This is a genomic window from Pseudomonas batumici, from assembly GCF_000820515.1.
Lineage (GTDB): Bacteria > Pseudomonadota > Gammaproteobacteria > Pseudomonadales > Pseudomonadaceae > Aquipseudomonas > Aquipseudomonas batumici.
On the sequence record NZ_JXDG01000018.1, the window covers coordinates 83,673 to 109,480 of the forward strand.

General features: G+C 62.3%; 26 protein-coding genes and 1 pseudogene. 5 read left to right on the plus strand and 22 right to left on the minus strand.

What is annotated here, in order from left to right; all coding sequences use genetic code 11:
- Positions 1-209: 209 nt before the first annotated feature.
- The 4 genes from UCMB321_RS08450 to UCMB321_RS08465 form a co-directional block, all read right to left on the minus strand.
- Positions 210-2,420: an autotransporter outer membrane beta-barrel domain-containing protein gene (locus UCMB321_RS08450; protein WP_040065345.1), complete on the minus strand. Its 2,211-nt coding sequence runs from the start codon at positions 2,418-2,420 to the stop codon at positions 210-212.
- Positions 2,421-2,670: 250 nt separating this feature from the next.
- Positions 2,671-4,698: a hypothetical protein gene (locus UCMB321_RS08455; RefSeq protein ID WP_157015873.1), complete on the minus strand. Its 2,028-nt coding sequence runs from the start codon at positions 4,696-4,698 to the stop codon at positions 2,671-2,673.
- A gap of 295 nt (positions 4,699-4,993) precedes the next feature.
- Positions 4,994-5,536 carry a cysteine hydrolase family protein gene (locus tag UCMB321_RS08460; protein ID WP_040065348.1) on the minus strand — a complete coding sequence of 181 codons (543 nt, stop codon included), beginning with the start codon at positions 5,534-5,536 and terminating at the stop codon, positions 4,994-4,996.
- Positions 5,537-5,579: 43 nt separating this feature from the next.
- The gene (locus UCMB321_RS08465; protein ID WP_040065350.1) at positions 5,580-6,125 is read right to left on the minus strand and encodes a histidine phosphatase family protein; all 546 of its coding nucleotides are present in this window, start codon (positions 6,123-6,125) and stop codon (positions 5,580-5,582) included.
- Positions 6,126-6,289: 164 nt separating this feature from the next.
- Between UCMB321_RS08465 and copC the strand changes: the two genes are divergently transcribed.
- The 3 genes from copC to UCMB321_RS08480 all read left to right on the plus strand — a co-directional run bounded on the left by copC (position 6,290) and on the right by UCMB321_RS08480 (position 9,045).
- Positions 6,290-6,664 carry a copper homeostasis periplasmic binding protein CopC gene (gene copC, locus UCMB321_RS08470; RefSeq protein ID WP_040065352.1) on the plus strand — a complete coding sequence of 125 codons (375 nt, stop codon included), beginning with the start codon at positions 6,290-6,292 and terminating at the stop codon, positions 6,662-6,664.
- Between the two features lie 4 nt (positions 6,665-6,668).
- Positions 6,669-7,520: a copper homeostasis membrane protein CopD gene (copD, locus tag UCMB321_RS08475; RefSeq protein ID WP_040065354.1), complete on the plus strand. Its 852-nt coding sequence runs from the start codon at positions 6,669-6,671 to the stop codon at positions 7,518-7,520.
- Between the two features lie 154 nt (positions 7,521-7,674).
- Positions 7,675-9,045, plus strand: coding sequence for a GntT/GntP/DsdX family permease (locus UCMB321_RS08480; RefSeq protein WP_040065355.1), 1,371 nt, complete (start codon positions 7,675-7,677; stop codon positions 9,043-9,045).
- Positions 9,046-9,213: 168 nt separating this feature from the next.
- On the opposite strand, the gene UCMB321_RS08485 is transcribed toward UCMB321_RS08480, so the two are convergent.
- Both UCMB321_RS08485 and UCMB321_RS31050 read right to left on the minus strand, forming a co-directional pair.
- Positions 9,214-9,699: a GNAT family N-acetyltransferase gene (locus tag UCMB321_RS08485; protein ID WP_040065357.1), complete on the minus strand. Its 486-nt coding sequence runs from the start codon at positions 9,697-9,699 to the stop codon at positions 9,214-9,216.
- A 63-nt stretch (positions 9,700-9,762) separates the two neighbouring features.
- The gene (locus UCMB321_RS31050; protein ID WP_167337428.1) at positions 9,763-9,903 is read right to left on the minus strand and encodes a hypothetical protein; all 141 of its coding nucleotides are present in this window, start codon (positions 9,901-9,903) and stop codon (positions 9,763-9,765) included.
- Between UCMB321_RS31050 and UCMB321_RS31650 the strand changes: the two are divergent.
- Both UCMB321_RS31650 and UCMB321_RS08490 read left to right on the plus strand, forming a co-directional pair.
- Positions 9,868-9,981: pseudogene (locus UCMB321_RS31650) on the plus strand (LysR family transcriptional regulator); the annotation flags it as partial. The gene UCMB321_RS31050 and the pseudogene UCMB321_RS31650 overlap by 36 nt on opposite strands.
- Positions 9,982-10,126: 145 nt before the next feature.
- Complete coding sequence (locus tag UCMB321_RS08490) at positions 10,127-10,729, plus strand: hypothetical protein (protein WP_040065359.1); 603 nt, start codon at positions 10,127-10,129, stop codon at positions 10,727-10,729.
- 92 nt (positions 10,730-10,821) lie between these two features.
- On the opposite strand, the gene lpxO is transcribed toward UCMB321_RS08490, so the two are convergent.
- The 16 genes from lpxO to fabF all read right to left on the minus strand — a co-directional run bounded on the left by lpxO (position 10,822) and on the right by fabF (position 25,806).
- Positions 10,822-11,721 carry a lipid A hydroxylase LpxO gene (lpxO, locus tag UCMB321_RS08495; protein ID WP_040065361.1) on the minus strand — a complete coding sequence of 300 codons (900 nt, stop codon included), beginning with the start codon at positions 11,719-11,721 and terminating at the stop codon, positions 10,822-10,824.
- 153 nt (positions 11,722-11,874) lie between these two features.
- Positions 11,875-12,795, minus strand: a complete 921-nt coding sequence (locus UCMB321_RS08500) for a PfkB family carbohydrate kinase (RefSeq protein WP_040065364.1) — start codon at positions 12,793-12,795, stop codon at positions 11,875-11,877.
- Positions 12,788-14,254, minus strand: a complete 1,467-nt coding sequence (locus UCMB321_RS08505; RefSeq protein WP_040065366.1) for a purine-cytosine permease family protein — start codon at positions 14,252-14,254, stop codon at positions 12,788-12,790. The genes UCMB321_RS08500 and UCMB321_RS08505 overlap by 8 nt, the downstream gene beginning before the upstream one ends.
- A 115-nt stretch (positions 14,255-14,369) precedes the next feature.
- The gene (locus UCMB321_RS08510; protein WP_040065368.1) at positions 14,370-15,374 is read right to left on the minus strand and encodes an ADP-ribosylglycohydrolase family protein; all 1,005 of its coding nucleotides are present in this window, start codon (positions 15,372-15,374) and stop codon (positions 14,370-14,372) included.
- Positions 15,371-16,084: a GntR family transcriptional regulator gene (locus UCMB321_RS08515; RefSeq protein ID WP_040065370.1), complete on the minus strand. Its 714-nt coding sequence runs from the start codon at positions 16,082-16,084 to the stop codon at positions 15,371-15,373. Before UCMB321_RS08515 ends, UCMB321_RS08510 begins: the two co-directional genes overlap by 4 nt.
- A gap of 194 nt (positions 16,085-16,278) precedes the next feature.
- On the minus strand, positions 16,279-16,842 hold the full coding sequence (locus UCMB321_RS08520; RefSeq protein ID WP_040065372.1) for a DUF1285 domain-containing protein: 564 nt from the start codon (positions 16,840-16,842) through the stop codon (positions 16,279-16,281).
- A gap of 2 nt (positions 16,843-16,844) precedes the next feature.
- Complete coding sequence (locus UCMB321_RS08525; RefSeq protein ID WP_040065374.1) at positions 16,845-17,462, minus strand: DUF4823 domain-containing protein; 618 nt, start codon at positions 17,460-17,462, stop codon at positions 16,845-16,847.
- Positions 17,463-17,529: 67 nt separating this feature from the next.
- A complete protein-coding gene (locus UCMB321_RS08530; protein WP_040065376.1) occupies positions 17,530-18,498 on the minus strand; it encodes a GTP 3',8-cyclase MoaA in 969 nt (322 codons plus the stop codon).
- A 137-nt stretch (positions 18,499-18,635) separates the two neighbouring features.
- Entirely contained in the window at positions 18,636-19,274 is a 639-nt protein-coding gene (locus UCMB321_RS08535) for a TetR/AcrR family transcriptional regulator (RefSeq protein WP_040065377.1), read from the minus strand.
- Positions 19,275-19,688: 414 nt separating this feature from the next.
- Positions 19,689-20,477 (minus strand): TatD family hydrolase, encoded by a 789-nt coding sequence (locus UCMB321_RS08540; RefSeq protein WP_040065381.1) that lies wholly within the window; start codon positions 20,475-20,477, stop codon positions 19,689-19,691.
- 13 nt (positions 20,478-20,490) lie between these two features.
- The gene (locus UCMB321_RS08545) at positions 20,491-20,847 is read right to left on the minus strand and encodes a PilZ domain-containing protein (RefSeq protein ID WP_040065383.1); all 357 of its coding nucleotides are present in this window, start codon (positions 20,845-20,847) and stop codon (positions 20,491-20,493) included.
- Positions 20,848-20,890: 43 nt separating this feature from the next.
- A complete protein-coding gene (locus UCMB321_RS08550; RefSeq protein WP_040065385.1) occupies positions 20,891-21,877 on the minus strand; it encodes a DNA polymerase III subunit delta' in 987 nt (328 codons plus the stop codon).
- Positions 21,870-22,502 carry a dTMP kinase gene (gene tmk / locus UCMB321_RS08555; RefSeq protein ID WP_040065387.1) on the minus strand — a complete coding sequence of 211 codons (633 nt, stop codon included), beginning with the start codon at positions 22,500-22,502 and terminating at the stop codon, positions 21,870-21,872. The genes UCMB321_RS08550 and tmk overlap by 8 nt, the downstream gene beginning before the upstream one ends.
- A gap of 19 nt (positions 22,503-22,521) precedes the next feature.
- The gene (gene mltG, locus UCMB321_RS08560; RefSeq protein ID WP_040065389.1) at positions 22,522-23,745 is read right to left on the minus strand and encodes an endolytic transglycosylase MltG; all 1,224 of its coding nucleotides are present in this window, start codon (positions 23,743-23,745) and stop codon (positions 22,522-22,524) included.
- A gap of 1 nt (position 23,746) precedes the next feature.
- Positions 23,747-24,562: an aminodeoxychorismate lyase gene (pabC, locus tag UCMB321_RS08565; RefSeq protein WP_040065391.1), complete on the minus strand. Its 816-nt coding sequence runs from the start codon at positions 24,560-24,562 to the stop codon at positions 23,747-23,749.
- Entirely contained in the window at positions 24,562-25,806 is a 1,245-nt protein-coding gene (fabF, locus tag UCMB321_RS08570; RefSeq protein ID WP_040065393.1) for a beta-ketoacyl-ACP synthase II, read from the minus strand. Before fabF ends, pabC begins: the two co-directional genes overlap by 1 nt.
- Between the last annotated feature and the right edge of the window lie 2 nt (positions 25,807-25,808).

The following is a 25,808-nucleotide window of genomic DNA, read 5'->3' on the forward strand; positions in this document are numbered from 1 at the left end:
CAATGGAGGGTCAATTTGATCCATTGCCCACGATCCAATAAAGAACATTTAACACCGCACCCGGCGACTTGGGTACTGGTAGATCTGCTAGGTTGACAAACACAATAAATAGAGCGAATTCGTTATTCAATATTCCAACCCCACAGCTAACAGAGCCGAAAACGACAGAGGGCTGGAAATATCCAGCCCTCTGTCATTGCATCAGCGTATCACCACTTGTACTCAACCCCGACATTCACCCCCCATGGCTGCTTGATCTTGCTGCTATGGCTGTAATCGAGATCGGCATGCATCTGTACCTTGTCCGTCACCTTCATCGACGCACCACCACCCAGGGCCAGGCGGGAGCCGGACAGGTCGTTGTTGAAGACGGTGTCGTTGACCCGCACGTCATTGCCCTTGGCGAACTCATGCACCAGGGCCGCTTTCAGGTACGGCTGGAGGATCTGACCGCCACCCAGGTCGATATCACGCCCCACGGTCGAACCGACCGTGCCCAGCAGGGAACGGCTCCGGTCGCCATCGGCGGTCATGCCGTTGTCCAGGGAATAGGACTTGCCCTGCACCGTCAACGCGGCCGCCTGAACATAAGGCTCGACGAAGTAGCCATCGTCCAGCTTGATATGCCGACCGAATTCCAGGGTCGTGCCCAGGCCGTTGGTGTTGTAGCTGCCCTTGGCCTTGGTGCCGTCACTGAGGCTGACATCGGACTCATTCTGGAAGCGGTTCAACTTGACCACGCCATCGAAGTAGTAACCACTGTCGGCGTCGAGCCAGGTGGCGTAGGAACCGACATAGAAACTATCGACCTCACCCGTGGTGCCGTATTTCATGTCCAGGTTGGAGTGGCTGTAGCCGCCCAACAGGCCGAACACCCACTGCCCGTCGCCGACCGACGGCAACGGCGTATCCACACCAAAGGACAGGCCCTGCTGGTTTTGCTTGTAGGCCATGCCCGAGTTGGCGGACACGTCATAACGGTTGCCATAGGCGCGCATCCAGCCGCCGGTCTGGCCGCTGTTCATCCGCACTTCGCCCATGCGGCTGCGCAGGGTGCTCAACTCGCCGTACCAGACGCTGCGCGCAGCATCGAACAACGCCAGGACCGAGTCCGTTCCCGGGCTGATGATCTTGCTCGCGGCATCCAGGTACCAGTCATTGGACCCGACCTGGAGCAGGTCATAGGAATAGGTCCCCAGGTCCACCCGGCCGTTGAGCAGCGAGAACGCCGCATCGCCGCTGGCGGTGTGCACCACATGGATCTGCTTGTTGGACAACGGGTCCGCGCCGCTGCTGGCAATATCCAGGGTATGGCTGCCGGTGGCGGTGCCGGTCACGTTGATAAAATCGGTCTGGCCGGTGGAAAAGTCGGTATGCATGATGAAGTTGCCATTGCCGCTGAGGTTTCCCACCGACAAGGTGTAGAAATTCCCGGGCTGGCCAAACTGCACCGAACCACCGCCCATGGCCAGGTTCGTCACCTGGCTGTCTTCGACCATGGTCCACTTGCCCTGGCCGTTGAGCGTCAGGGTATCGACGTTTTGCAGGCGCCCGGTCAGGGTGGCGGAGTTCTCGAGGGTGACCTTGGCGGTGCTGCCGGCTTCGGCGGTCACATCACCGACCAGGTGGCTGTTATCTGCGGTCATATTGGCGGTGGCGCCCCCCTTGACCTCCAGCATCACACCATTGCCACCGACCAACGTCGAGCCGTTGCCGATCAGAATATCCGCCGCTGAAGTGGGCGTGCCAAAATCGTTCACCACGATCGCCGAGCCGCTTTGCCCCTGGACGACCGTGCCGTCGAGCGTCAGGTTTCGCGGCTGTGTAGCATCGCCACTGGCAATCATATTGATACCGTACAAACCGCCGACAATCGTGCTTCCCTGGGCCGTGACCGAAGCGTTGCCCATTTGAATACCCACACCGTTGGGGCCACTACCGACAACAGTGGTTCGCGTCAGGTCGAGCTGGCCGAGGCTGCCGACCCCCACCCCCCGGTCTCCCCCCCTGATGGTGCTGTCAGTGACCGTGGCCTGCGACGCGACCCCGGTGCTGAGGTTGTACAACAACGACAACCCGGTGCCACTGCTGGTAATGGTGGTGCGATCAATGTCCGCGCTGCTCTGCGACAGCCTGACACCGTCGCTGGTCCCCCTCGCAGTGACAGTCGAGCCATTCAGCGAAACATGGGAGCCGGTCTGGACGAGTATCTCGTTGGTATTGGCGCCATTGGCCGTAAGCTGGGCGTCGTTGAGCAGCGTATAGGCCTCTGGCGCGACGGAGCCATCAATCACCACCGGGCGGCCGCCATCAATGATTCTCGCAAACGCCTGCTCACTGAGCATCAGAAACGGGGCAATGGATAACAGTTTCAACGCCTGGGCCAGAGGGCGTAATGGGAAAGGCTTTACAGGTTTCATAAAAATACCGTTGAGAAAGTTCCGATTTAGCGCCCGAACAACAGAGGTAACTTCCGACAATTAAGTGCGATACCAGGCAGGAGCGGCACCGAAGACTACCGATGAAACCTTCCCTTCTATGTAGGATTTTTCCTATGAACCAGGGAGATTTTCCTGTTTTGTCGACCCAATCCTCACACCTAATCAACCAACAATGCCCAAGACACTCTCCTTGTTGTGTCTTGGGCTGGCTCCCCCTCATAACCCAGTTTCAAGGCGTTGGCACATCGGCCAAATCGCAAGTGTCGCCAGGGCTTCCCAGTGAAATGGAGACTACCTTTCGGGTCTTTTCTGAATCCCTGGGTGTTCCTGATACCTGCACGGTGTAATAGATTTCCGCCCAACCGGAGCGGATACCCGATCCTGGGTCGATCGGCAGAATATGAGTGGCATAGGGCTCGACGAACCAGTCGATACCCGTTGTTGGTATCGGATCTGGAAGCGTAATTGGCGAGTCTTTATTCGTGCCAGGGACCGGGGTAGTTCCGTTACTTTCAAAAGCCCTCCAGTGCAGCGTGATCTGTTCACCCGGCACCAGGTAGGACGATAGGGGGACGTTTACTCGGTAACCAATAGCCGTCCCTATTCTGCGCAAAACGGAACAATTAAGAAGGTTACCGGTCAAGTCAGTAAAGACCGGCGGGTTCGGAACAATTGGAATCGCCTCAACCAGTACCGGAGTAGTGACTGATTCCAGATCATTATTAGGGAAGTCGTCATTGCTCAATGCATAGTACACGGGCAATGCATCACTGGGGCCGCCAATCAGGATCTCGCTCCAGAGTATGTCCAGACTGACTGGATCCCCCGGGGCGGAATCGCTATCGGCAACGTAGTTATCAGCAATTGCAACACCATTCCAATACAACGTGAATGTATCGCCTTCAACCACCGGATCGGGCAAGTCGAATGTGGCCGTTGCATCTTTTCCGAAATCAACAACTGCCCCCAGCTTATTTTCAAGGCCGGAGAAACTGGTGACCAGCACTTCGTCCAAAGCAGGGGTGACCGGATTCGGATCATCATCATCGATGGGACCGCTCGCGGAGAAATCGACGTTGACGTTGATACTCGGCGGTGTAGGTCTGAAGTCAACCGTCGGCGCGCGCTCGACCCAATAAGACACCGGCGTGATTTGTACCCCCCCCGCCGTGTAATTGTACTGACTGGTGAGGCGCTGCCAGGAAACAGGGACAGAAATAACGCTCGGCGGTACTTCTCCAACCTCTACAGACTGCAACTCCGAGTTGCCCCATTTGACAAAAATCTTGTCTGTCGACTCGTGGTCATCGTAGCGAGGTATATCAACAGTGACGCCAAAAAAAGCATCAGCACGATTGATCAGTCCATCGGCCGCCAGAGGCACAGAGTGCGGGTGTGGATTGATGGGCAGACGACCCAAGGCAACAGGAACATCCAACACCCGCGCCAAATTGCTTACATTGCCAGCGGGGTCCACCAGTACATAGCTGAGATAGTAGAGGCCGGATCTAAGGGGCTCGATCGTCGGCCGGGGAATCGTCACCATTCGGTCAGGAGGCAGGGGTACGGTGATTACCGGGATGACAGGATCATTAGGATTGGGTAGAACATCCGACCATCCTATCGCGACGATGATACGATCTCTATCAGGGTCCGTAAAATCTGGAATTTCACACTCAACGCCACCGTCAGCGGTTAACGTCGCCTCAGTGACCGGCGTTGTGACAATTGCGAACGGCGGTGTATCGTCAGGGTATGGCCGGTCACGGTAGGGTGCCGTTCTGCGGATCCGAAGCCTTGTTTCATCTGACCAATCGTCGTTTTCATTCCACAGTACGACGTGGTATCGGAGGAGGAACTGACCTTCCTGCCCGTCAGAATAGGTCCTCTCGATTACACGCTCCAAAGGAAACGTTATGGTTCCATCGTTCTCGATTCGCTCCATGCGGCTGACCGGACGGAATTCATCTTCGTTTACTCGTTTCCACTCCAGCGTCAGTTCACTGTGAAAACCAGCATTCGGTGGCCCGAGGTCAAACTGGGGAATCTCAACCTTTATGGGCGACAGGAGTTTTGCTGCCGGAATCAACCCGTCGCTATCCAACGCATCGACGACGGTGGGGCGTGTCATTTCCCTGTTGGCATTACGCTTGGCTAAAAGCTTGCCATAAGCACGACGGGCTTCTTGTCCTTGCCGAGTTCTAGTAACCGTTGTCATCACGTGTTCTCGCTCTTGTCCCGGTTCATGTGCAGCCATGAACAAACACATCATGGCCGTGAATAAAATTCAGCAACCTGATCGAGACAACAGACCGCGGACACTTCGAACATGTTCTTTAGCCAATGACGGCTTGCGAATGATTTAACACCCTATTGCAGATGGCGGATACTGTCAGAAATAACAGGTTTTGCCTTTGGAACGCATTTTTCTGATGACCCGCTATCGCCGGCAAGCCGGCTCCTACAATGTCCGCGTCGTACCGAAATCCTGCGTGCGACGGAAAAACCTGTAGGAGCTGGCTTGCCAGCGATGACCGCGCAGCGGTCGCCATTCAGAACCGCACGTCAGCCGTACTCAGCACCTGCACAAACGCCCCGTTCAAGGTCGCGTTGTGATGTTCGACAATCGCCCGGGCCGACAACCCGGGCGTGTCCATGCAGGTATGGGCATCGCCCACCAGGACCGCCTCGAAACCCAAATCCCGAGCCAAGCGGCAAGTACTGTCGACGCAATACTGGGTCTTCATCCCGACAATCACCAAGCGTCCGATACCGGCATCGTCCAGTTGCTCGGCCAACCCGGTATTGAAGAAACAACTGGGGCGCGTCTTGTCGACCAAACGATCCACCGCGGGATCAACCTGCAACTCCGGCACCAGTTGCCACAGCCCGCTCCCTGCCGCAATCGGCGAGCCGTCAGGGCCGGTATGCCTGACCGCGAAAATCGGCGCTTCCGCCTGCCGAGCCGCGCCAATCAGGTGATTGATATTCTCCAGCACCCGCTGCCCTTCCCAGGGTTTCTCGGGGCCGTGGAACAGACCGACCTGCATATCGATGATCAACAGCGCCGAACGCTGTGCTTTTTCTGCTTGCATGGGTGTTTCTCCTTCCGTGTGATGCCACCCTGTCCATTTTCCCTCAGAAGCGCAACCTCCAGCGCCCGTTAAGACGCAGGTCGACCACGGACAAGGGCTCGATATCGATCGCGTTGAAGGAGGCAGTGCCGGCCTCCAGGGCATGGAGAATCGCCGCGCGGATCACGAAGGGATGGGTCACCACCACAAAATGCCCCACCTCGTAAAAACCCTCGAGCCAGGCCCCGACCCGGGCACACAACGCCGCCACCGACTCACCCGCCGGCGGCGCCTGTGTCGGGTCCAGGATCCAGGCTGCCAGCAGTTCCGGCTCGCTCTCCTGCAAGTCCGCCAAAGCGACACCCTGCCATTCGCCAAAATCGAGGTCACCCAACTCAGGGACGATTTCGATCTCGCCGCCCAGGGCCTCGGCGGTCTGCCAGGCACGGGTTTCCGGGGCACTGAGGATGCGCACCGGTTTCTTCAGGCGCAGCGCCAGTTCGGCGGCCTTGAGCAACCCCTTGGGCTCCACCGGTTCGTCCAGCGGGAAACGTCCCAGGCGCTGGGCCTCGGTGCGGGCATGGCAAACAAAGCTCAAACGCGTCGGCATAAGGGTGTGTTCCGAAAGGCAGTCCGTGTCGTGGCTCAACATACCGGGTAGTCGCTCGGCCCGAATTGCAAGTATCGCTCAAGCGAACAAAGGCTTACATGCGACGTTCGGCTGCAGAGCGAGCTAGTATAGTCAGCTCATTGCATCCCACGAGGAACTGATCGATGCCTGCAGCCCTGTTCAAGAGAACCCTCGGCGCCCTGCTCCTGTTGGCAGGCTTGGCCGGCGCGAATGCCGCGTTCGCCCATGCCCACCTGAAAAGCGAAACCCCGGCCAAGGACTCCACCGTCAGTGCCCCGGGTGAATTGCGCCTGGTGTTCAGCGAAGGAGTCGAGGCCGCGCTGACCAAGGTCGACGTCAGCAGCGCCGCTAGCAAGGTCACGCTGAAAAGCATCGCCACCGATCCGGCCGACAAGAAAATCCTGATCGTCACCCCGAATGCGCCGCTCCCCGCCGGCGAGTACAAGGTCGAATGGCACGCCGTGTCGGTCGATACCCACAAGAGCGAAGGCCACTACCGCTTCAAGGTGGGCAACTGACTCTATGCAAAGCGCCATGGTCCTGTGCCGTTTCCTGCATTTCGCCGTGGTGTTGTCATTGTTCGGGACCTGCCTGTTCAGGCCATGGCTGATCGGCAGCGCGCCCAACGCAGCACTCGACCCGGGCCTGCTCAGGCTCAAGCGCTGGCTGGCGCTGCTGGCACTGCTCAGTGCCGGGGCCTGGCTGTCGCTGACCACCGCCACCATGACCGGCGACTGGTCGGACGCGCTGAACCCCGCCACCCTCCAGTTGGTCCTGGGCAAGACCTTTTTCGGCCAGGTCTGGAGCTGGCACCTGGGGTTGTGCCTGCTGCTGTTGTTCAGCCTGCTGGCCAACGCCCGCCCGGCCGTCAACCTGCTGCTCGGTTTCCTGCTGCTGGCGACCCTCGCCCCGGTCGGCCACGGCGCCATGCTCGATGGCCTCGACGGTCGCCTGCTGATGCTCAACCAGTTCGTCCACCTGAGCGGCGTCGGCGCCTGGGTCGGGGGCCTACTGCTGCTCCTGCGGGTATTGGCCCGACCGGCCGGGCATGACCTCGACCGCCTCCTGCGGCGCTTCAGCAACCTGGGTTATGGATTGGTGGCGATCATCATCCTGACCGGCCTGATCAATGTCCGCGTACTCACCGGCGCCCCCTGGCCGACACCGCTGTTCAGCGGCTTCGCGCTGATCCTGCTGATCAAGGTGCTGATGGTCGCGCTGATGCTGGGGCTGGCGCTGTTCAATCTGCTGATGAGCCGTCGCGGACGTTTCAGCGTCTTGCGCACCAGTGTGACGGTCGAATGGCTGCTCGGGCTGGGGGCGGTTCTCGCGGTATCGCTGCTGGGCACCTTACCGCCGATGCTGATGAACTGAGCCCGCCCGGGCATTGCCGCCGGACAGCATCAATCGGCCCGGGCTTTCATACTGCCGTTCGTAAAAAAAACCTTCCTCATGTAGTCATCTATATGAATCCATCAGGTATATTCCTTCGAAGCTCGTGACAAAATATTACAAGAAGGGGTTTCCGTTGGATCTTTCACACGCCGCGTGGCTTGCCCACGACACCCGCCTGATCGTCTGCTGCCTGCTGGCAATCACCACCATCATCGTGCTGATCAGCCTGATCAAACTGCCGCCCTTCCTGTCCATCCTGGTCGGTACCTTCGTCGCCGGGATCGGCGCCGCGCTGCCCCCGGAAGAAGTGGCCAAGGCGTTCAGCAAGGGTGCCGGCAGCCTGCTCGGCGAGGCCGGGATCATCATTTCCCTGGGCGCCATGCTCGGCGCGCTGATGGCCGAATCCGGGGCCGCCGACCGCATCGCCTCGACCCTCCTGCGCCATGCGCGGGGCAAGGCCCTGCCCTGGGTCATCGCCATGGTGGCGATGATCATCGGCCTGCCGCTGTTCTTCGAAGTCGGCCTCGTGCTGATGGTGCCGGTGATCTTCGTCATCGCCCGCCAGTCCGGCCAACCGCTGCTCAAGGTGGCGATCCCGGCCCTGGCAGGCATGACCACGCTGCACGCGCTGATGCCACCCCATCCGGGCCCGTTGATCGCCGTCAGCGCCTTGCACGCCGACCTGGGCATGACCATGTTGCTGGGCTTCTGCATCGCGGTGCCGGCTGTGATCCTCGCCGGCCCCCTCTACGGCATCTGGCTGTCCAAGCGCCTGGACGTGCAGGAGCCGGCCGAAATCGGCGCCCTGTTCACCGCCAAGGTCCAGACCCGGCGCCAACCGAGTTTCGCCATCTCGCTGTTGATCATCCTGCTACCGGTGCTGTTGATGCTCGGCAGTACGTTGGCCAAGGTCGCCATGGCGCCGCAAAGTACCCTCGCCATGATCCTGAAATTCCTCGGCGAACCGCTGGTGGCCCTGGGCATCGCGGTGATCGCGGCGGTGATCTGCCTGGGCTGGTCGATCGGCATGGCCCGTGACCAGGTGGGCAGCGTGCTGCGCAAGAGCCTGGGGCCGATTGCCGTGCTGCTGCTGACCATCGGCGCCGGCGGCGGGCTGAAACAGACCCTGCTGGAAGCCGGTATCAGCGACACCATCAGCAAGGTCGCCACCGGCGCGAATATGTCCTACATCCTGCTGGCCTGGCTGATCGCCGTGGCGCTGCGCCAGGCCACCGGTTCGGCCACCGTCGCCACCACCACCACGGCGGGGATCCTCGCGCCGATGATGGCGGGACTGGCAAGCACCCAGAGCTCGCTGGTGGCCCTGGCCATCGGTGCCGGCTCGGTGTTCTTCTGCCACGTCAACGACGCCGGCTTCTGGATGGTGCGCGAATACTTCGGCCTGCAGCTCAAGCAGACCATCTGGGTCTGGTCGGTGTTGCAGACCATCGTTTCGGTGGTCGGGCTGATCGGCACGCTGTTGTTGTGGCAGTGGTTCAAGTAAACCGCCGCGGGTGATTGCCCGAAGCATCGTCTGCGGGCAATCGACCCGTTCAGGCAGGACACGGTCACCTGTAGGAGCCGGCTTGCTGGCGATTGCGATGTAACATTCACCACCGCTATCGCTGGCAAGCCAGCTCCTACAGGTTTCGCGTGGTTTTCAAGATCCTTGTCAGTCCTGCGAATAGGCGAAGTTCTTCAACACTTCGCCATCCATCCGATAACGCACCCACTCGCTTTGCGGCTGGGCGCCGATGGATTCGTAGAAGCGAATCGCCGGCTCGTTCCAGTCCAGCACGCTCCACTCCAGGCGCCCACAATCATTGGCGCAGGCGATCTGCGCCAGATGTCGCAACAGCTTCTTGCCCGCACCGGCACCACGTTGTTGCGGTGAAACGTAGAGGTCCTCTAGGTACAGGCCGTTACGCCCCAGCCAAGTGGAGTAACTGAAGAAAAACACCGCGAAACCGACGGGCTCCCCGTCACGCAGGCAGATCAGGCCGTGGGCCGTGGCCCCCTCGCCGAACAGGCTGCGTTCGATGTCCACCACGCTGGCGATCACCTCGTGGCGGGCGCGCTCGTACTCGGCAAGCTCGGTGATAAAGGCCAGGATCTGTGGCGCATCGCTGGGCCGGGCTTCGCGTATTTCGAGGGACATGGGCGCTTCCAGAGTCGATGAAGTCGCCCATGCTATGCGGATTGTGCGACGGCTTGAATCACTTCAACGAAAATTCACCGTCAACAGGCAGATCAGCAGCATCAAGCCGAGGATCAGTCCCGCACCGACACCCAGTCCGAGCAGATGAATACCCGGGGCGTTCAGGCTCTCCCGGCGCTGCCGGTCACCGAAATCATCCTGCATGCCCGGCCCACGGATGCCCGTTCGCAGGAGACGTTGCGGGTGCTGAGTGCGGCGTTTTGCGGGGTATTGGAGCGCTAGCCGATCACGGCGGGCTGAATAAATACTTGATAGCAAAATGCCTTCATGGTTTAAAGGCGAGCCTGAAAGATGTCCGCAGCGGCGGACAGGTTTTCGCCGCTGTGCCCCGAGTAGGGAAACTTAAATTCAAACCAAGGAGAGATCGATGCGTTTCATGTATCTGTGGGTATTGGCCGCGGCCGCGTTGCTGGGCGGTTGCGCCGGCAATCCCATGCAAGTATCCCCCACGCAAACCATCCCTGCCGCCGGGCCGGAGAGCGCCCAGGTGGTCTTTATGCGTTCCTCGTTCGTCGGCAAGATGATTGACGCTTCGCTGTATGACGTGACCGGTGGGCAAACCAAATTCATCGGCATCATGGCCAACGGCAACAAGGTCAACTATCCGACCACACCGGGTAAACACACCTTCATGGTGGTCTCGGAAGCCGCTGACTTCCTCGAAGCCGACCTGAGCCCGGGCAAGACCTACTACAGCTTGGTCACCCCACGCATGGGCGTCTGGAAAGCCCGTTTCTCCCTGTGGCCGGTCAGCACCGACCCCAAGGCCGAATACACCAGCACCGGCAAGGACTTCGCCAGCTGGGTCAAGGACACCGAACTGGTTGGCAACTCGCCCCGCTCCCTGGCCTGGTTCGAGAGCAACAAGAGCAGCGTCGAAGAGAAACGCGCGGAATACTGGAAGGAATGGCAGCAAAAGAGCGCCGAGGACCTGGCCAAGCGCACGCTGCACCCGCAGGATGGCCTCTAAGCCGCACAGCGATCTGAACGCCCCCTGAAACAAATCGGCCGGGCTCCCACAAGGAGCCCGGCCGATTCAATAGAGCGATTGACGAAGCAGCGCTAGACCAGCAGGAACAGCGCCAGCAAGCCACCGAAGATCGCCCACTTTTCCAGGTAATAGCGCGTGCGGTTGCGCTTCTTCAGTTCCTTGCCACGCAGGCGAATGCCATAGATCTTGGTGAAGAACTTGTTGATCCCACCGGTCTTGTCGTTCGCGTCATTCGGCGACGCGGCGGCGGACATCACATTGCGGCTGAACCAGCGGTTGAACGCCGTTGCCCAGCGATACTTCAGCGGACGCTCGACATCGCAGAACAGGATCACGCGGTTCTGGTCGGTCTTGTTTTGCGCATAGTGGATGAAGGTCTCGTCGAACATCACCGGCTCGCCATCGCGCCAGTGGTATTCCTCGCCGTCGACGTTGATGTAGCAGCCCGGATCGTTCGGCGTCTGCAGGCCCAGGTGGTAGCGCAGGGAGCCGGCATAGGGGTCGCGGTGGCGGACCAGGCGCGAACCCGGCGGCAGCTCGGCGAACATGGCGGCCTTGACGGTGCCGATGCTGTTGAGCAGTTCCGTGGTGCGCGGGCACAGCTCGATGGCGGAGGGATGGTTGTCGCCGTACCACTTGAGGTAGAAACGCTTCCAGCCGGTCTTGAAGAAGGAGTTGAAGCCGACGTCGTTGGGCTGCTCGGATTTCTTGATCTCACCGGCGTGCAACAGGGCCAGGGCTTCGGTGCGGATTTCCTCCCAGTTGTCCTGCAACGGCTTGAGCTCGGGGAAACCAGCCGGGTCCAGGTAAGGCCGGCTTGGCACCTTGGAGAACAGGTAGAGGAAGCAGTTGACCGGGGCCAGGAAGGTCGAGTGGTCGCTCAATTGCCGGCCCAGCTTGTGCCGGACCTTGCCGCGCAGGTGTACGTACGCGATGGACAAGACGTAAACAGCAATGATGATGAGTTTCACAGGCGTCGTCACAGAAGTCGAAAGGACACGCTACCCTTACCTGCACCCGGTGACCCGGTGCACACAGGCCGGGGTCCAGGCGTCGCAAAGGTAGCCAACGCACTAGGGTAGAACAGCTGGCGTATGGGTTTCCAGTGTTTCGTCTGCCGGACATCAACCTCCCGCCAGCAGAGCGTCCACTTCTTGCGTCCCGGGCGAGGTCGCAGGCCCCCAGCGCGAGACCGCCAGGGCCGCCGCCGCGTTGGCGCGACGGGCTGCCCGAGCGGCATCGAGCCCCGCCGCCAGCCCGGCCAGGAACACGCCGGAATGGGCATCGCCCGCGCCGTTGCTGTCCACCGCCCGCACCTTGAAACCGGGGATGTGCTGGTGCTCCCCGCCCCGGCTGACCCAGCAACCGTTCGGCCCGTCGCGCACCACCAGCAACGCGCCGTCGGCCAACTGCCCGGCCAGACGATCGAGGGAGCCGGCAATATCCATCGCACCGGTAAAGCGCAGGGATTCGACACTGTTGCTGGTCCAGATATCGATGCGTGGCAGCAAGGCCGCCATGGGTGCGGCGTCCGGCGAGTTCACCAGCGGTCCCGGATCGAACACCACGGTCACCGCCTTCGGCAAGGCCAGCAGCCACTCCAGCAGCGCCGGCGCCTTGTCCGGGTATTGCAGGCTGTAGCCGCTGACATAGACGTAGTCGTCGAGCCGCACCGCCACCCGCGCCAGTTCCTGCGCCGAGACGCCGCCTTCCGCGCCGATATAGGAAATGAAGGTGCGCTCGGCGCTGGCTTCGGTCAGGGACACGCAGAGCCCGGTGTCCTTCTCGCCATCGCGGTCGAGGGCGATCTCGACCCCCTCCGCGGCCATCGTCTGGCGGGCCAGGTCGCCGAAGCGACCGTTACCGTGGCGCCCGAGGTAGACCACCGGCAAACCGTTGCGCCGGGCCGCGGCCATGACATTGAAGCCGGCGCCGACCTCAAAGCTGGCGGCGTTCGCCAGCACGTCGCCACCGGTCGCCGGCAGTTGGTCGAGGGACATGACCAGGTCAACCATGACCTGGCCGGTATGCAGCAATCTAGGCATTTTCTACATCCACAAAGGCCGCACGGCGATCCGCCGCACCACCGAGCAAGGCGTAAATACCGCCCGCAACCAGGAAGGTGACGATCCAGCCCAGGCCGTTATGACCCAGCCAGGAGTCGGACAGGAAACCGCGGAACCAGATGTTCTCGGCGGTGGTACCGATGGTGGTGAAGCTGAAGCCCAGGACAATGGCCACGGCCCAGGCACCGAAGGCGCGCCACTCGATGCCGCCGCGATACCAGTAGGCACTGGTCGGGCTGACGTCCAGCAGGTCCTTGGCGCTGTAGTACTGGCGATGCACCAGGTCGACCACGAAGATCCCGACCCAGGCGGTGATCGGCACGGCCAGCAGCGAGATGAAGGTGATGAACGGACCGTAGAAGCTGTCGGCGATCAGCATGAAGTAGATGGAACCGCAGAAGATCGCCACGATATCGACCACCACCGCGTACACGCGCTTGACCTTCAGGCCCAGGGTCAGGGTGGTCAGGCCCGCCGAGTACACCGACAGGTTGTTCGACAGCAGCAGCCCGCCGAACGCGGTGATCAGGTAAGGCACGGCCATCCAGGTCGGCAGCATGTCGCGGATCGCGATGATCGGGTCGGTCGCCTGGGCCAGATCATGGTTGCCCACCGACAGCAGGCCGCCGAGGGTGATCAGCAGTACCAGCGGGATACCCGCGCCGAAAGCCGCCGAGGCCACCAGCCGGACCGCCTTGACGCTCTTGTGCTGGTAGCGCGACATGTCGGCGCCGGCGTTGGCCCAACCGATCCCGGTGCCCGCCGCCATGGTGCCGATGCCGATGAGCATCGCGCTCATCGGGGCCGGGGTGGCGTTGAACACCGCGCTCCAGTCGATGGTGGCGCAGAGGAAACCGCCCACCAGGAGGTTCAGGCCACCGAAGACATAGGTTGCCCACTTCTGGATCACCAGCAAGGTGGCATGGCCCAGGCCCGAGACCGACAGGGTCAGCAGCACGAAGATGGCAATGAACAGCAGCGTCAGCACCGGGGCACTCTTGGCCTCGACCGGCGAGTGGAACAGGATCGAACACAGGGACAGCAGCACGAACGCCGCCGTGGTGGTGTTGACCGTTTCCCAACCCAGGCGCGACATCAGCGAAACGATGGTCGGACCGATGTTGCCGCGCACGCCGAAGATCGCCCGCGACAAGGTCAGGCTGGGGGCGTGTCCGCGACGCCCGGCAATGGAGATGATCCCCACCACGGCAAAGGAACCCGCCGCGCCGAGAATGGCGACGATGATCGCCTGCCAGATCGCCAGCCCGCGAAAGGCCACCAGGGTCGCCCCCAGCGGCAGGCCGAGAATGCTGATGTTGGCCGCGAACCAGACCCAGAACAGTTGCAGCGGATGGCCGTTGCACTCGGCTTCCGGGACCGGTTCTATGCCGCGGGTTTCCAGTTGGCCGGCACTTTGCCCGGCGTTTGATGAGGTCATGGTGTTCAGCTCCTGATGCCAATTGTTGTGGTTGTTGGGCAGTGCGGAAGGTGTGGAAAACCCTGGGCCACTTCCGGGCCCCCTTCGTCTGCAGTCCATTGCGTGTTGTTGTGTGTCAGGCGTTGCGCAGGGCGATCAGCCCCTGGACCAGTGGCACCAGTTCCAGCGCATTGACTTCGATGACCTGGGCGATCAGTTCGGCGGGCCAGCAGTCCAGCCCGTCGCAGGCGCCGAGCATGGCGCCAAGGATGCCGGCGATGGTGTCGGTGTCGCCGCCGATGCTGGCGGCCAGGCAGAGCGCGTCAAAGGCGCCGAGCTTGCCGAGCGCGACCCGTTGGGCCAAGGCGAAAGCCACCACCACCGACTCCTGGGACGCCACCGAGGTGCCGATCACGTCATACAGCAAGTCCGCCAATTCGCCGTCCGGGCAATCGCGGCTGAGCTCGCGGGCCCAGCGAATGCGCGGCCCCAGGCGCCCGCCGGCGACCCAGTGGCCATGCTGCTCGGCGGTAAAGGCCATCTCGGTGCCGATCTCCAGCGCCTGCGCCAGGCTCTGGCGGTTGATCCCGCAGGAAATCACCGCGGCGACGGCGGCGGCGCTGGAGATCCCCAGGCTGGTGTTGTGGGTGACCTGGCAGGCCTGGATCACCGCTTCGAGAAAGCGTCGTGGCTGGGCAATATCGGCGGCGATGCCCACCGGCGTGATGCGCATGGCCGCGCCGTTGGTGGTGCCGTAGCGCCCGGCTTCCTCGGGACTGCGACCGGCCAGGATCATTTCAATGGCGCGCTTGGTGGACGGGCCGAGCAGGTCCTGCGAGCCCTTGGCCTGCATCACCGCCTCCCAGGCAATCAGCCGCTCGGCCAGCAGGGCCGGTTCGATGCGGCCATTGCCGTCGATCAGCAACTGCGCGACCAGGATCGCCTGTTCGGTATCGTCGGTGATGGAACCGGCGGGCATGTTCGGCGCGATCGGCTGGTCGGGGCCGGCGTCGACCAGCGTGGTGATGCTGCCGAAACGGGACTGGATCTCGGCGCGGCTCAGGGATTGGGTCGGCATGCCCAGGGCGTCGCCCAGGGCGAGACCGTAGAAGGCACCAAGGGCGCGATGAGTCGGGGTCATGTCGGATTTCCAAACACCAGGTGCAGGCGGAAATGCAGAGGATCGAGCAGGCTTTCGACCTGCTCCATGAAACGTCCCTGCTTGTCGTAGGTGGTGCGCAGGGCCTTGAGAAAGACCGTGCCCTGCGGGCGACCGAGCAGTTCGGCATCTTCCGCGGACAAGGGTTCGGCGCCGATCCATTGATCGCCGCGATCGCCGACGAAGCCATAGGCCGCCAGGGTAATGGTCAGGGAGTTGTCGATCAGGCCGACATCGGGCAGGCCTTCCAGGCCGCCGCTGGCCGGCATCAGGGAGTGTTCGAGGGAGACGACGGTGCCTTCGGTATTGCGCCGGCGCCGATCGAGGGCGATGAACTGCTCGGTGCCGTAGCGACTGAACAGGTCCGGCCGCACCACCGCTTCCAGGCGCAACACCTCGGTGTTGATCAGTGCCCCGCTGTCCGCCAGGGCCTGGGCCCAACCGGCACGCTGGTCGAGGGGGATGCCATCGTAGGTGACGATGGAACCCACGCCGCTCTGGGTCGCGATGTAGTTGCGCCGCTTGAGCTCGGCCAGGGCCTCGCGCAGCGTGCCACGGCTCACCGAGAATTCTTCGGCCAACTGATGCTCACCCGGCAATAGCAAGCCGTCTTCGAGAAGACCGCTTTCGATGCGCCGGATCAGCTCATCGACCACCCGTTTTTTCTTGTCAAATCGAACATGTCTAATCATGTACAAATTGATAACCGAAACAGGCTCGGGGGTGCAAGGGATTTATTTTTCGGAGGGATGAATGGTGGTGTTCTTCAGGACGCCATCGCCAGCAAGCTGGCTCCTACAAGGGATCCGGGCATGGCGATATTTCAGTGGTGGCCCGAACCTGTAGGAGCCGGCTTGCTGGCGATCCGCCGGCAGGCGGAAACAACTCAGGGCTCGAGGCCGATCGGGAAAAACTCGCCGCCGCTCCACACGCCCAGCCAGGATTGGCCGTCGATCTGCCGGGTCACGGCCAGCTCCACCAGCTGGTAGAACACATTGCGGTGAATCAGTGCTTCAAGATTGCTGCGCACGTGCACATAGGGCGCCGGTTCCTGGCTGATCGGATCGATCACCACCCGGATCGGATGCTCGGCACCGGCCGTCACCTGTTCGTCGACGTAGGTGGTAAAGCGCAACTGCTGCGCCTCGCCCTGCCCTTCGACCTCCAGGGTCACCGCGACAAAGGGCGCGTCGTCGACCTTGATCCCGACCTTTTCCACCGGCGTGATCAGGAAATAATCATCGCCGTCGCGCCGGATAATGGTGGAGAACAACTTGACCATCGGCTTGCGACCGATCGGCGTACCCAGGTAATACCAGGTGCCGTCACGGGCGATGCGCATGTCGATATCGCCGCAGAAAGGCGGGTTCCACAGGTGAACCGGCGGTAGCCCCTTCTCCGTCTTGGGAATTTGCGCCAACAGGTCGCTGGCCTTGCCCGACTCACTCATGCTCAATCCGACATCCACTTCTCGCCTATGCCTAACAGACTACGCGCATATTCGGCCAAGGGGGCGGCAATCTGGTCTTCGGGCTTGTTGTTGTGGAGCGTCAGCAAGCCGCCACGGCTCTTGATCCGCGCGGAGTCGATCAGGTACTGGCTACCGGTTTCGATCAGCATGATCTGGATCACCCCGGTGTCCACCCCCAGGCGGTCGACGGCCTGCTGGTCGGCCCACGCGTCATAATTGTTGATGCGTTGGTCGGCCTTGGCGAAGCGGGTGTACAGCAGGTAGTGCGCGCCGGCGGAACGGGCTTCGGCCATGGCCTGGTCGAGACCGAGGGGCGCGCGGGCGCGGCGCACCATGGGGAAATATTCGATGAAGCCGTTGAAGGCTTCCTCGGCCACCACGTTGGGACGCGGGTAGGCGCTGCCGGGCGGCGTGAAGGAGCCTTGGGCAATGTAGATAAAGGAGTCCGGCTGGAGGCGGAACGAGTGGATCCGGCGCGTATCGCTATGGTCGAGCAGCCCCACATCACTCATCTGATAGCGGGCAGCTTCTCCCATATCACTGACTTTCATGCAGCCGCCCAGCGCTAAAAACGCCAGCAGCACAACCAGGCTACGCATCCTATCCTCCAGAGGCCGGTGACGGAAAACCGGCGAATAGTCGCGTAGATGCAGCTTCCGCGCCAGATCAGCCGCCGATGATTTTCATCACCGTCGCGCCGCCCGAGAAGGCCACTTCCTGCTTGTCGCCCAGGGCCTTGACCAGCAGCCGCTGCAAGGCCGGCAGCGCTTCATGACGGGGTTTTTCCAGCAGGTCGCCGACATAATGCCGGTTGCTCGACGACAGGCAGCCATGCAGCCAGCCGGTGGACGACAGCCGCAAGCGCGAGCAGGTCCGGCAGAACGGCACGCTTTCATTGGCGATCACCCCAAAGTGACCCCGCCCCGGAATCGCATAACGCACGGCGGTGGCATCCACCGGCGCATCGGCCTGCTGGTATTCGTAGCGCTCGCCGATCAGGTCCAGCAACTGCCGGAGGCTGACGAACTGCTGGAGAAAGGCATTGGCGTCGCTGGCCAGGTGGCCCATGCGCATCAGCTCGATGAAGCGCAGTTCGTAGCCGTGCTCAAGGCAGTAATCCAGCAGCGGCATCACCTGGTCGAGGTTCTGTCCGCGCAACGGCACCATATTGACCTTGATTTTCAGCCCCGCCGCCCGCGCCTGCTGCATGCCGTCGAGCACGCTGGCCAGGTCGCCACCGCGGGCGATAGTGCGAAACGCACCGGCATCCAGGGTATCGAGGGAAACGTTGATCCGCCGAATCCCGGCGTCCACCAGCAAGGGCAACTTGCGCGCCAGCAGCTGGCCATTGGTGGTCAGGCTGATGTCTTCCAGGCCCATCTTGCCGACCGCGCCCATGAAGGCTTCCAGCTTGGGACTGACCAGCGGCTCGCCACCGGTAATGCGCAGGCGCTCGATCCCCGCCGCCTCGATCAGGTAGGCCACGCCGCGCGCCATGGCTTGCGCCGACAGCTCGTCCTGGGCAGCCACCAGCCGCTTGCCATTGGGCACGCAGTAGGTACAGGCATAGTTGCAAGCAGATGTCAGGCTGATGCGCAGGTTGCGAAAACGCCTGCCTTGACGATCAACGATCATGGAACACTCCGGCGATGGACTGTGGAACAGGCAAAACTTGACCCATAAATCAAGTTTTGACAAGCCCTATTCCTGAGTATAGGCCCGGGGGCCCTGCGCCATATAGCGGGTATGGCGCAATCAGGATGCCGAATGTCTTAACTGGCGGGCGTCTCGGGGTCGCGCTTGCGCTTGTTGCCCATGCGCACGCCGATGTCCATCAGGAACTGGAAGAATCCTTCCTGGTCCTCCAGCACATTGCTCCAGAACGGCGAGTGGTACAGCGCGACGGCGCCATGCACCAAGGCCCAGGCGGCACAGTAGTGGAAGTACGGCGGCACGTCCTCGAGCTTGCCTTCGCTGATGCGTCCCTTGATCAGCAGGGTCAGGCGTTCGAAGTTGGAGGCGCGGATCTTGTGCAGTTCCTCGACCATCTCCGGCACCTGGTGGCCCTTGACCACCTTCTCTTCCAGGCGATCGAACAGGCGGTAGCGCTGGGGGTCGCGCATGCGGAATTCGAAGTAGGCGCGGGACAGGGCTTCCTTGTCCTTGTCGACATCGGCCGAGTGCAGCAGCTCGTTCAAGTCACGCTCGTAGTCGAGCATCAGGCGCAGGTAGATCTCCGCCTTGGATTTGAAATGCTTGTAGATGGTGCCTTTGCCGATACCGACGGCATCCGCGATCATCTCGACGGTGACACTGTCTTCACCCTGTTCGAGGAACAGCTTTAGCGCGGTATCGAGAATTTCTTGCTCGCGGCGACGAAACTCACGGACCTTACGGGGTTCTTTGTGCATAAGAAAAGGTCTGTAGGGGCAAAATCGAAGCCATGCATTATGCCTGACTCGCGCCAAATTGCACGAATCATCCGAGGCCTTTCGTTTTCACTGACGACGAATCAGCCCGCGCCGGTCAGAAAGACTTCGTTCAAGTCACGGATCGTCGCAGTAGACGGCCGCGAAAAGCACCCGGGCGCGATGAGAACTCAACAGAAGCGCTTGTATTCCAAATCTGTTTAAAAAATGAGCAGTGGTGACTGGACGTCGGGCAATCCTGACCAATACTTGAACTGTCGGCGTGACATCTCCCCCAAGTGGCGCGCCGATAAAGGTACCGAAGGACCGTGTGCCTTTGTTTTACTCCTAATGGTCTTAACCCGGATTCCCCCCCCAGAACCCGGGTTTTTTTTGACCGCTATTTGCCCCGTCAGCTCAGGCGCCGCGTACGTGGGCCAGCGGAAACAGGCGCTTGAAGTTCTCGGTGGTCTGTTCGGCGAACTGCTCGTACGGCACCCCGCGCAACATCGCCAGGTAATCGGCGACATCGCGTACGTACTGCGGCAGGTTCGGCTTGCCGCGATGGGGAATCGGCGCCAGGTACGGCGAGTCGGTTTCCACCAGCAGGCGATCGGCCGGCACTTGCCGGGCCACATCGCGCAAGGCGTCGGCATTGCGGAAGGTCACGATGCCCGACAGGGAAATATAGAAACCCAGGTCCAGCGCGGCCTTGGCCATCTCCCAGTCCTCGGTGAAACAATGCAGCACCCCGGCCTGGGGCAGTTGTGCCTCGCGCAGCAGCGCCAGGGTATCGGCGCGCGCCCCCCGGGTGTGGACGATCACCGGCTTGCCGGTCTGCCCGGCCGCTTGCAGGTGCAGGCGGAAGGACGCCTGCTGCAGTTCCGCCGCCTCAGGCTCGTAGTGGTAGTCCAGGCCGGTTTCACCGATGGCCACGACCTTTGGATGCTCGAGCTCGCGCAGCAACCAGTCGAGGGCCGGCGCGGCGTCGGGCTTGATGTCCAGCGGATGGACGCCGACCGAACAATCGACATCGGCATAACGCTCGGCCAGGGCCTTCACCTCGGCGGCATTGTCGGCACTCACCCCGATACACAGGAAGTGCCCGACACCGCGCTGGCGCGCCGCGTCGAGTGCCGCATCCAGGGAACCCGAATGTTCGGCGAGATCAAGACGGTCGAGGTGGCAATGGGAATCTACAAGCATAAAAAGGCAACAACTACATCGTATGGGTGGGACGGTCGGACTTCAGGGCGCCGGCCAGGTGGGTTTCGATCTTGCTGCGGGCGGTGTTGTCGCCTTCGTTGAATTGCACGCCGACACCCGCCGCGCGGTTGCCCTGGGCCCCCTTCGGCGTGATCCAGGCGACCCTGCCGGCGACCGGGATCTTTTCCGGCTCGTCCATCAGGTTGAGCAACATGAACACCTCGTCGCCCAGCTTGTAGCTTTTGGAGGTGGGGATGAACAGGCCACCATTCTTGATAAAGGGCATATAGGCCGCATACAGCACGGACTTGTCCTTGATGGTCAGGGACAGGATGCCGTTGCGCGGGCCGGGACCAATGGGTTCGTTCATACTCGCTCCGGTCATGCAGATAGCCGATTCTAGGCCCATCGCCTCAGTGTTGGGTAGGTAAAGCTGCCCATTGCACCAACAGCGCCTCGAGCAACAGCACCCGGTTGAGGTTGGCCTTGCCCAGCACCTTCTGGCGCTGGGCGAGAATCCAGTCCTGGATCGACAGGACCTTGTCCCGGGCGGTTTTCTGCGCCAGGTATTGCACCACTTTGCGCATGTCGCCCAGACCCAGGCCGGCCTCGTCCTCGGTCAGTTGATAGCGCAGGATCAAATTCGACCAATCGCAGAACCAGTCGAACAGCAACAGCAACGGGATGGCATTCCAGCCCTCTGCCAGTTGGGTGGCCGATTGCTGCTGCTTGAGCAATTTCTTCACCCCATCGACCACCTGCGCCCGCTGTTCGAGAACACCCTGTTCCTTGAGACTGACCGCGGCCAGGGGCGAGCCCGCCGCCAGGGTCAGCAATTCGACACGTTCTTCTTCGCTGCTGTCCGGCAAGGCACCGGCCAGCCATTGCAGGCTCATGGCCTCGCTCGGCAGCGGACAGGCCTGTTGCACGCAACGGCTGCGGATGGTCGGTAGCAAACGGCTGGACTGATGGCTGACCAGCAACAGGACGGTATCGCCGGAAGGCTCCTCGAGGCTCTTGAGCAAGGCGTTGGCGGCGTTGATGTTCATCGACTCCACCGGCTCGATGAGCACCACCTTGCGCCCGCCCAGTTGCGCGGTCTGGACCACGAAGCCGACCAGATCGCGCACCTGGTCGACCTTGATCGCCTTGTCGGCCTCTTCCGGCTCCAGGATGTAGTTGTCCGGATGGCTGCCCGCGGCCAGCAACAGACAGGACTTGCAGTGCCCACAGGCCTCGAGGTGTTCCGGGCTCTTGCACAGCAGCAGGGCCATCAGCCGTTCGGCCAGGGCGCGCTTGCCGATGCCCGCCGGCCCATGGAGCAGGTAGGCGTGGGCATGCTGGGTGCGCCCGGCCAGTTGCTGCCAGAGGCCGTCCTGCCAGGGATAGGCTTCAGCCACGGTGCCGCTCCAGGATTTCCGGCAGCAGGCGGTCGAGGGACTGTTGCACCTGGGCCAACGGCTGGGCCGCATCCACCAGGCGATAGCGCGACGGATCGGCTTCGGCGCGCTTGAGGTAGGTGCTGCGCACGGCGTCGAAGAACACCCGGCCTTCCTGCTCGAAACGATCCAGCCGCCCACGGGCGCTGGCCCGGGACAGACCGACTTCCACCGGCAGGTCGAAGACCAGGGTCAGGTCCGGACGCAGTTCGCCCTGGACAAAGTTTTCCAGGGTGGCGATACGCTCCCCGGACAGGCCGCGACCGCCGCCCTGGTAGGCATAGGTGGCATCGGTAAAACGGTCGCACAGCACCACGGCGCCACGGGCCAGGGCCGGGCGGATCACCGTGGCCAGATGCTGGGCCCGTGCGGCAAAGACCAGCAGCAGCTCGGTGTCGGCACACATGGTTTCATCGCTGGTCGCCAGCAGCAGTTCGCGGATCCGCTCGGCCAGCGGCGTGCCGCCGGGCTCGCGGGTCAGCAGCACATCGATGCCGCGAGCCCGCAGGCACTCGGCCAGGTAGTCGCGGTTGGTGCTTTTGCCGGCGCCTTCCGGGCCTTCCAGGGTGATAAACAAGCCAGTCACGGGCAGTCCTTATTCAGGTTCATTGCGAGTCTTTCGCCTCGGCGTCGGTTGGCGCCGGTGCCGCGGGTGCAGGTGCGACGGTCGGCTCCGGGGCCGGTGCGGCGGCGGGTGCAGGCGCCGTCTCGGGCACGCCGACAGCCGGGGTCTGCACCGGCGCCGGGCCAGGTGCAGAGGCAGCCGCCGGAGCCGGTGTAGCCGCTGGAGCTGCCGTCGGCGCGGGGCTGGAGCGGTAGTCGGCCCGGCGCTTGAGCTGGAACTCGCGCACGGCGTTGTTATGCGAGTCCAGGTCGTCGGAGAAGACATGGCTGCCGTCGCCGCGCGCGACAAAGTACAGGCTGTTGCCCGGCACCGGGTTCAACGCGGCATGGATCGACTCGCGCCCGACCATGGCAATCGGGGTCGGCGGCAGGCCGGCGTTCACATAAGTATTGTAGGGCGTTGCTTCACGCAGGTGGGCACGGGTGAGCTTGCCGGTGTAGCGCTCGCCCAGGCCATAGATCACCGTCGGGTCGGTCTGCAACAGCATGCCCTGCTGCATCCGCCGGACAAACACCCCGGCAATCAACCCACGCTCCTGGGGCACGCCGGTTTCCTTCTCCACCAGCGAGGCCATGATCAGGGCCTGGTAAGGCTCGGTATAGGGCGCATCGGCGGAACGTTTCTGCCACTCCTGGGCCAGGACACTATCCAGGCGCTCGTAGGCCTTCTCCAGCAGCTCGGCGTCGGTCATGCCGCGCACGAAGCGGTAGGTGTCCGGGAAGAAGCGGCCTTCGGCGAAGACATCCTTGTGCCCCAGCTTGGTCATGACTTCGCTGTCACTGAGACCGGTCAGGGTCTGCTGGAGCTTTTCGGTCTTGGCCAGGGCACTGCGTACCTGGCGGAAATTCCAGCCTTCGACCAGGGTCAGGCTGTACTGCACCACTTCACCACGCTGCCACAGGGCCAACAACCCACGCACGTCCATGCCCGGCGTGAGTCGATACTCGCCGCTGTGGAACGGCACGCCGGCCGAATTGAAGCGCCAGTAGAGGCGCAGCCAGAAGGCGTCCTTGAGCAGGCCGTCGGCCTCAAGGCGATTGAAGGTACCGCTCGGTGTCGCACCGGCCGGTACGTCCAGCAGTTGTTCCTGCGCCAGGTTGAGGGGTTGCTCCAGCGCCGAATGCAGTTTCCAGGCAGAACCGCCCAGCGACAAACCGCCCAGCACCAGAACGGATTGCAGCAGCACCAAGAATTTACGTCTCAATTCAAACTTCCAATAGCGCGCGGGCAATACTTTGCAGTTTACGGGTGAGCGGGCCAACCGACCAGCTCAGGTCGGCAAAAGCCCGGACGGGCCAGACGCCATAGACGCTGTTACAGAGAAAGACTTCATCAGCTTGCCGGAGTTGCTCCAGGCTGATGTCGGAAATATCGACAGGGATCGCCAGCGCTTTCGCTTCTTCCAGCAGTTGCGCGCGCATCACCCCCGCCACGCCGCAACGACTCAGATCGGCGGTGAAGAGCACACCCTGATGCACCAGGAACAGATTGCTGAACACCCCTTCGATCACCCGACCCGAGGTGTCGAGCATCAAGCCTTCGGCATGCTCGGCATCCTGCCACTCGGCACGGGCCAGGACCTGCTCCAGGCGATTGAGATGCTTGAGCCCGGCCAGCAAGGGCTGTTCGGACAAACGCGTGGCGCAGGGGAAAAGGCGGATACCTTGCTGCTGGTACGCCTGTGGATAACTGGACGGCGGGTTGCCTTGCAGGATACGCCGCGCCGAGGCATCCGCCGACGCCGCGTAGCCACGCTGACTATCGCCACGGGTGAGGATCAGCTTGAGCACGCCCTCCCCCAATGCGGCGCTGTAGGCGAGCAGCTCACGGCGAATCAGCAGGTGATCCGCCACGATGCCCAGGCGCCGACAGCCGTCCGCCAGGCGTTGCAGGTGCCGCTCCAGCAGCACCGGCTGGCCGGCTTTCACGGCGAGGGTCTCGAACAGACCGTCGCCGTAGGCCAGGCCACGGTCCTTGATGGACAACGAATCGCCCGGCTGGCCGTCGACCCAGCTGTCCATCACTCGGCGAACCGGCGGAACACCAGGGAGCCGTTGGTACCGCCAAAGCCGAAGGAGTTGGACAGCACCACGTCGATGGGCATGCGCCGGGCTTCGTGGGGCACGAAATCCAGGTCGCAGCCTTCACCGGGCTCGTCGAGGTTGATGGTCGGCGGCGCCACCTGGTCGGCAATGGCCAGCACACTGAAAATCGCCTCGACGGCACCGGCGGCGCCCAACAGGTGGCCGGTCATCGATTTGGTGGAGCTGACCGCCAGCTTGTAGGCGTGCTCGCCGAACACCTGCTTGATCGCCTGGGCTTCGGCCAGGTCGCCGGCCGGAGTCGAAGTGCCATGGGCATTGATGTACTGCACCTGGTCCAGGTTCAGCTTCGCATCGCGCATCGCGTTGGCAATGCAGCGCGCGGCGCCGGCGCCGTCCTCGGGTGGCGAGGTCATGTGGTAGGCGTCGCCGCTCATGCCGAAGCCGATCAGCTCGGCGTAGATGGTGGCGCCACGGGCCTTGGCATGCTCCAGCTCTTCGAGCACCAGGGCACCGGCACCGTCGGACAGCACGAAGCCGTCACGACCCTGGTCCCAGGGACGGCTGGCACGGGTTGGCTCGTCGTTGCGCGTGGACAACGCACGGGATGCGCCGAAACCACCCATGCCGAGGCCGCAGGCAGCCATTTCGGCACCGCCGGCAATCATCACATCGGCTTCATCGTAGGCAATGTTGCGCGCGGCCATGCCGATGCAATGGGTGCCGGTGGTGCACGCCGTCGCAATGGCATAGTTCGGCCCCTGGGCACCCAGGTGGATGGACAGGAAACCGGAAATCATATTGATGATCGAACCGGGGACGAAGAACGGCGAAATGCGCCGTGGCCCCTGGTCGTGCAGCGTGCGGCAGGTTTGCTCGATATTGGTCAGACCGCCAATACCCGAACCCATGGCCACGCCGATGCGCTCACGGTTGGCATCGGTGACTTCGAGGCCGGCGTTGCGCACCGCCTGGAAACCGGCTGCCAGGCCGTATTGAATGAACAGGTCGAGTTTGCGGGCTTCTTTGGCCGACAAGTATTCTTCGACGTTGAAGCCTTTTACCGAGCCGCCAAAACGGGTGGTATAGGCAGAAAGGTCCGTGTGTTCGATCAGACCAATGCCACTGCGGCCAGCCAGAATGCCTTGCCAGGTACTCGGAACATCGGTACCCAATGGCGACAGCATCCCCATACCGGTGACTACGACGCGTCTACGCGACACAG

Bases quoted from the DNA above. Each gene is read 5' to 3' on its own strand.
- UCMB321_RS08525 (WP_040065374.1), bottom strand. From the start codon at position 17,462: ATGCGTAGCCTGGTTGTGCTGCTGGCGTTTTTAGCGCTGGGCGGCTGC.
- UCMB321_RS08500 (WP_040065364.1), bottom strand. From the start codon at position 12,795: ATGCCTAGATTGCTGCATACCGGCCAGGTCATGGTTGACCTGGTCATG.
- UCMB321_RS08510 (WP_040065368.1), bottom strand. From the start codon at position 15,374: ATGACCCCGACTCATCGCGCCCTTGGTGCCTTCTACGGTCTCGCCCTG.
- UCMB321_RS08520 (WP_040065372.1), bottom strand. From the start codon at position 16,842: ATGAGTGAGTCGGGCAAGGCCAGCGACCTGTTGGCGCAAATTCCCAAG.
- UCMB321_RS08505 (WP_040065366.1), bottom strand. From the start codon at position 14,254: ATGACCTCATCAAACGCCGGGCAAAGTGCCGGCCAACTGGAAACCCGC.
- UCMB321_RS08545 (WP_040065383.1), bottom strand. From the start codon at position 20,847: ATGAACGAACCCATTGGTCCCGGCCCGCGCAACGGCATCCTGTCCCTG.
- copC (WP_040065352.1), top strand. From the start codon at position 6,290: ATGCCTGCAGCCCTGTTCAAGAGAACCCTCGGCGCCCTGCTCCTGTTG.
- UCMB321_RS08455 (WP_157015873.1), bottom strand. From the start codon at position 4,698: ATGGCTGCACATGAACCGGGACAAGAGCGAGAACACGTGATGACAACG.
- pabC (WP_040065391.1), bottom strand. From the start codon at position 24,562: ATGGACAGCTGGGTCGACGGCCAGCCGGGCGATTCGTTGTCCATCAAG.
- UCMB321_RS08490 (WP_040065359.1), top strand. From the start codon at position 10,127: ATGCGTTTCATGTATCTGTGGGTATTGGCCGCGGCCGCGTTGCTGGGC.
- UCMB321_RS08450 (WP_040065345.1), bottom strand. From the start codon at position 2,420: ATGAAACCTGTAAAGCCTTTCCCATTACGCCCTCTGGCCCAGGCGTTG.
- UCMB321_RS08485 (WP_040065357.1), bottom strand. From the start codon at position 9,699: ATGTCCCTCGAAATACGCGAAGCCCGGCCCAGCGATGCGCCACAGATC.
- UCMB321_RS08535 (WP_040065377.1), bottom strand. From the start codon at position 19,274: ATGCACAAAGAACCCCGTAAGGTCCGTGAGTTTCGTCGCCGCGAGCAA.
- UCMB321_RS08540 (WP_040065381.1), bottom strand. From the start codon at position 20,477: ATGCTTGTAGATTCCCATTGCCACCTCGACCGTCTTGATCTCGCCGAA.
- UCMB321_RS31050 (WP_167337428.1), bottom strand. From the start codon at position 9,903: ATGCAGGATGATTTCGGTGACCGGCAGCGCCGGGAGAGCCTGAACGCC.
- UCMB321_RS08460 (WP_040065348.1), bottom strand. From the start codon at position 5,536: ATGCAAGCAGAAAAAGCACAGCGTTCGGCGCTGTTGATCATCGATATG.
- UCMB321_RS08515 (WP_040065370.1), bottom strand. From the start codon at position 16,084: ATGATTAGACATGTTCGATTTGACAAGAAAAAACGGGTGGTCGATGAG.
- UCMB321_RS08465 (WP_040065350.1), bottom strand. From the start codon at position 6,125: ATGCCGACGCGTTTGAGCTTTGTTTGCCATGCCCGCACCGAGGCCCAG.
- UCMB321_RS08530 (WP_040065376.1), bottom strand. From the start codon at position 18,498: ATGATCGTTGATCGTCAAGGCAGGCGTTTTCGCAACCTGCGCATCAGC.
- copD (WP_040065354.1), top strand. From the start codon at position 6,669: ATGCAAAGCGCCATGGTCCTGTGCCGTTTCCTGCATTTCGCCGTGGTG.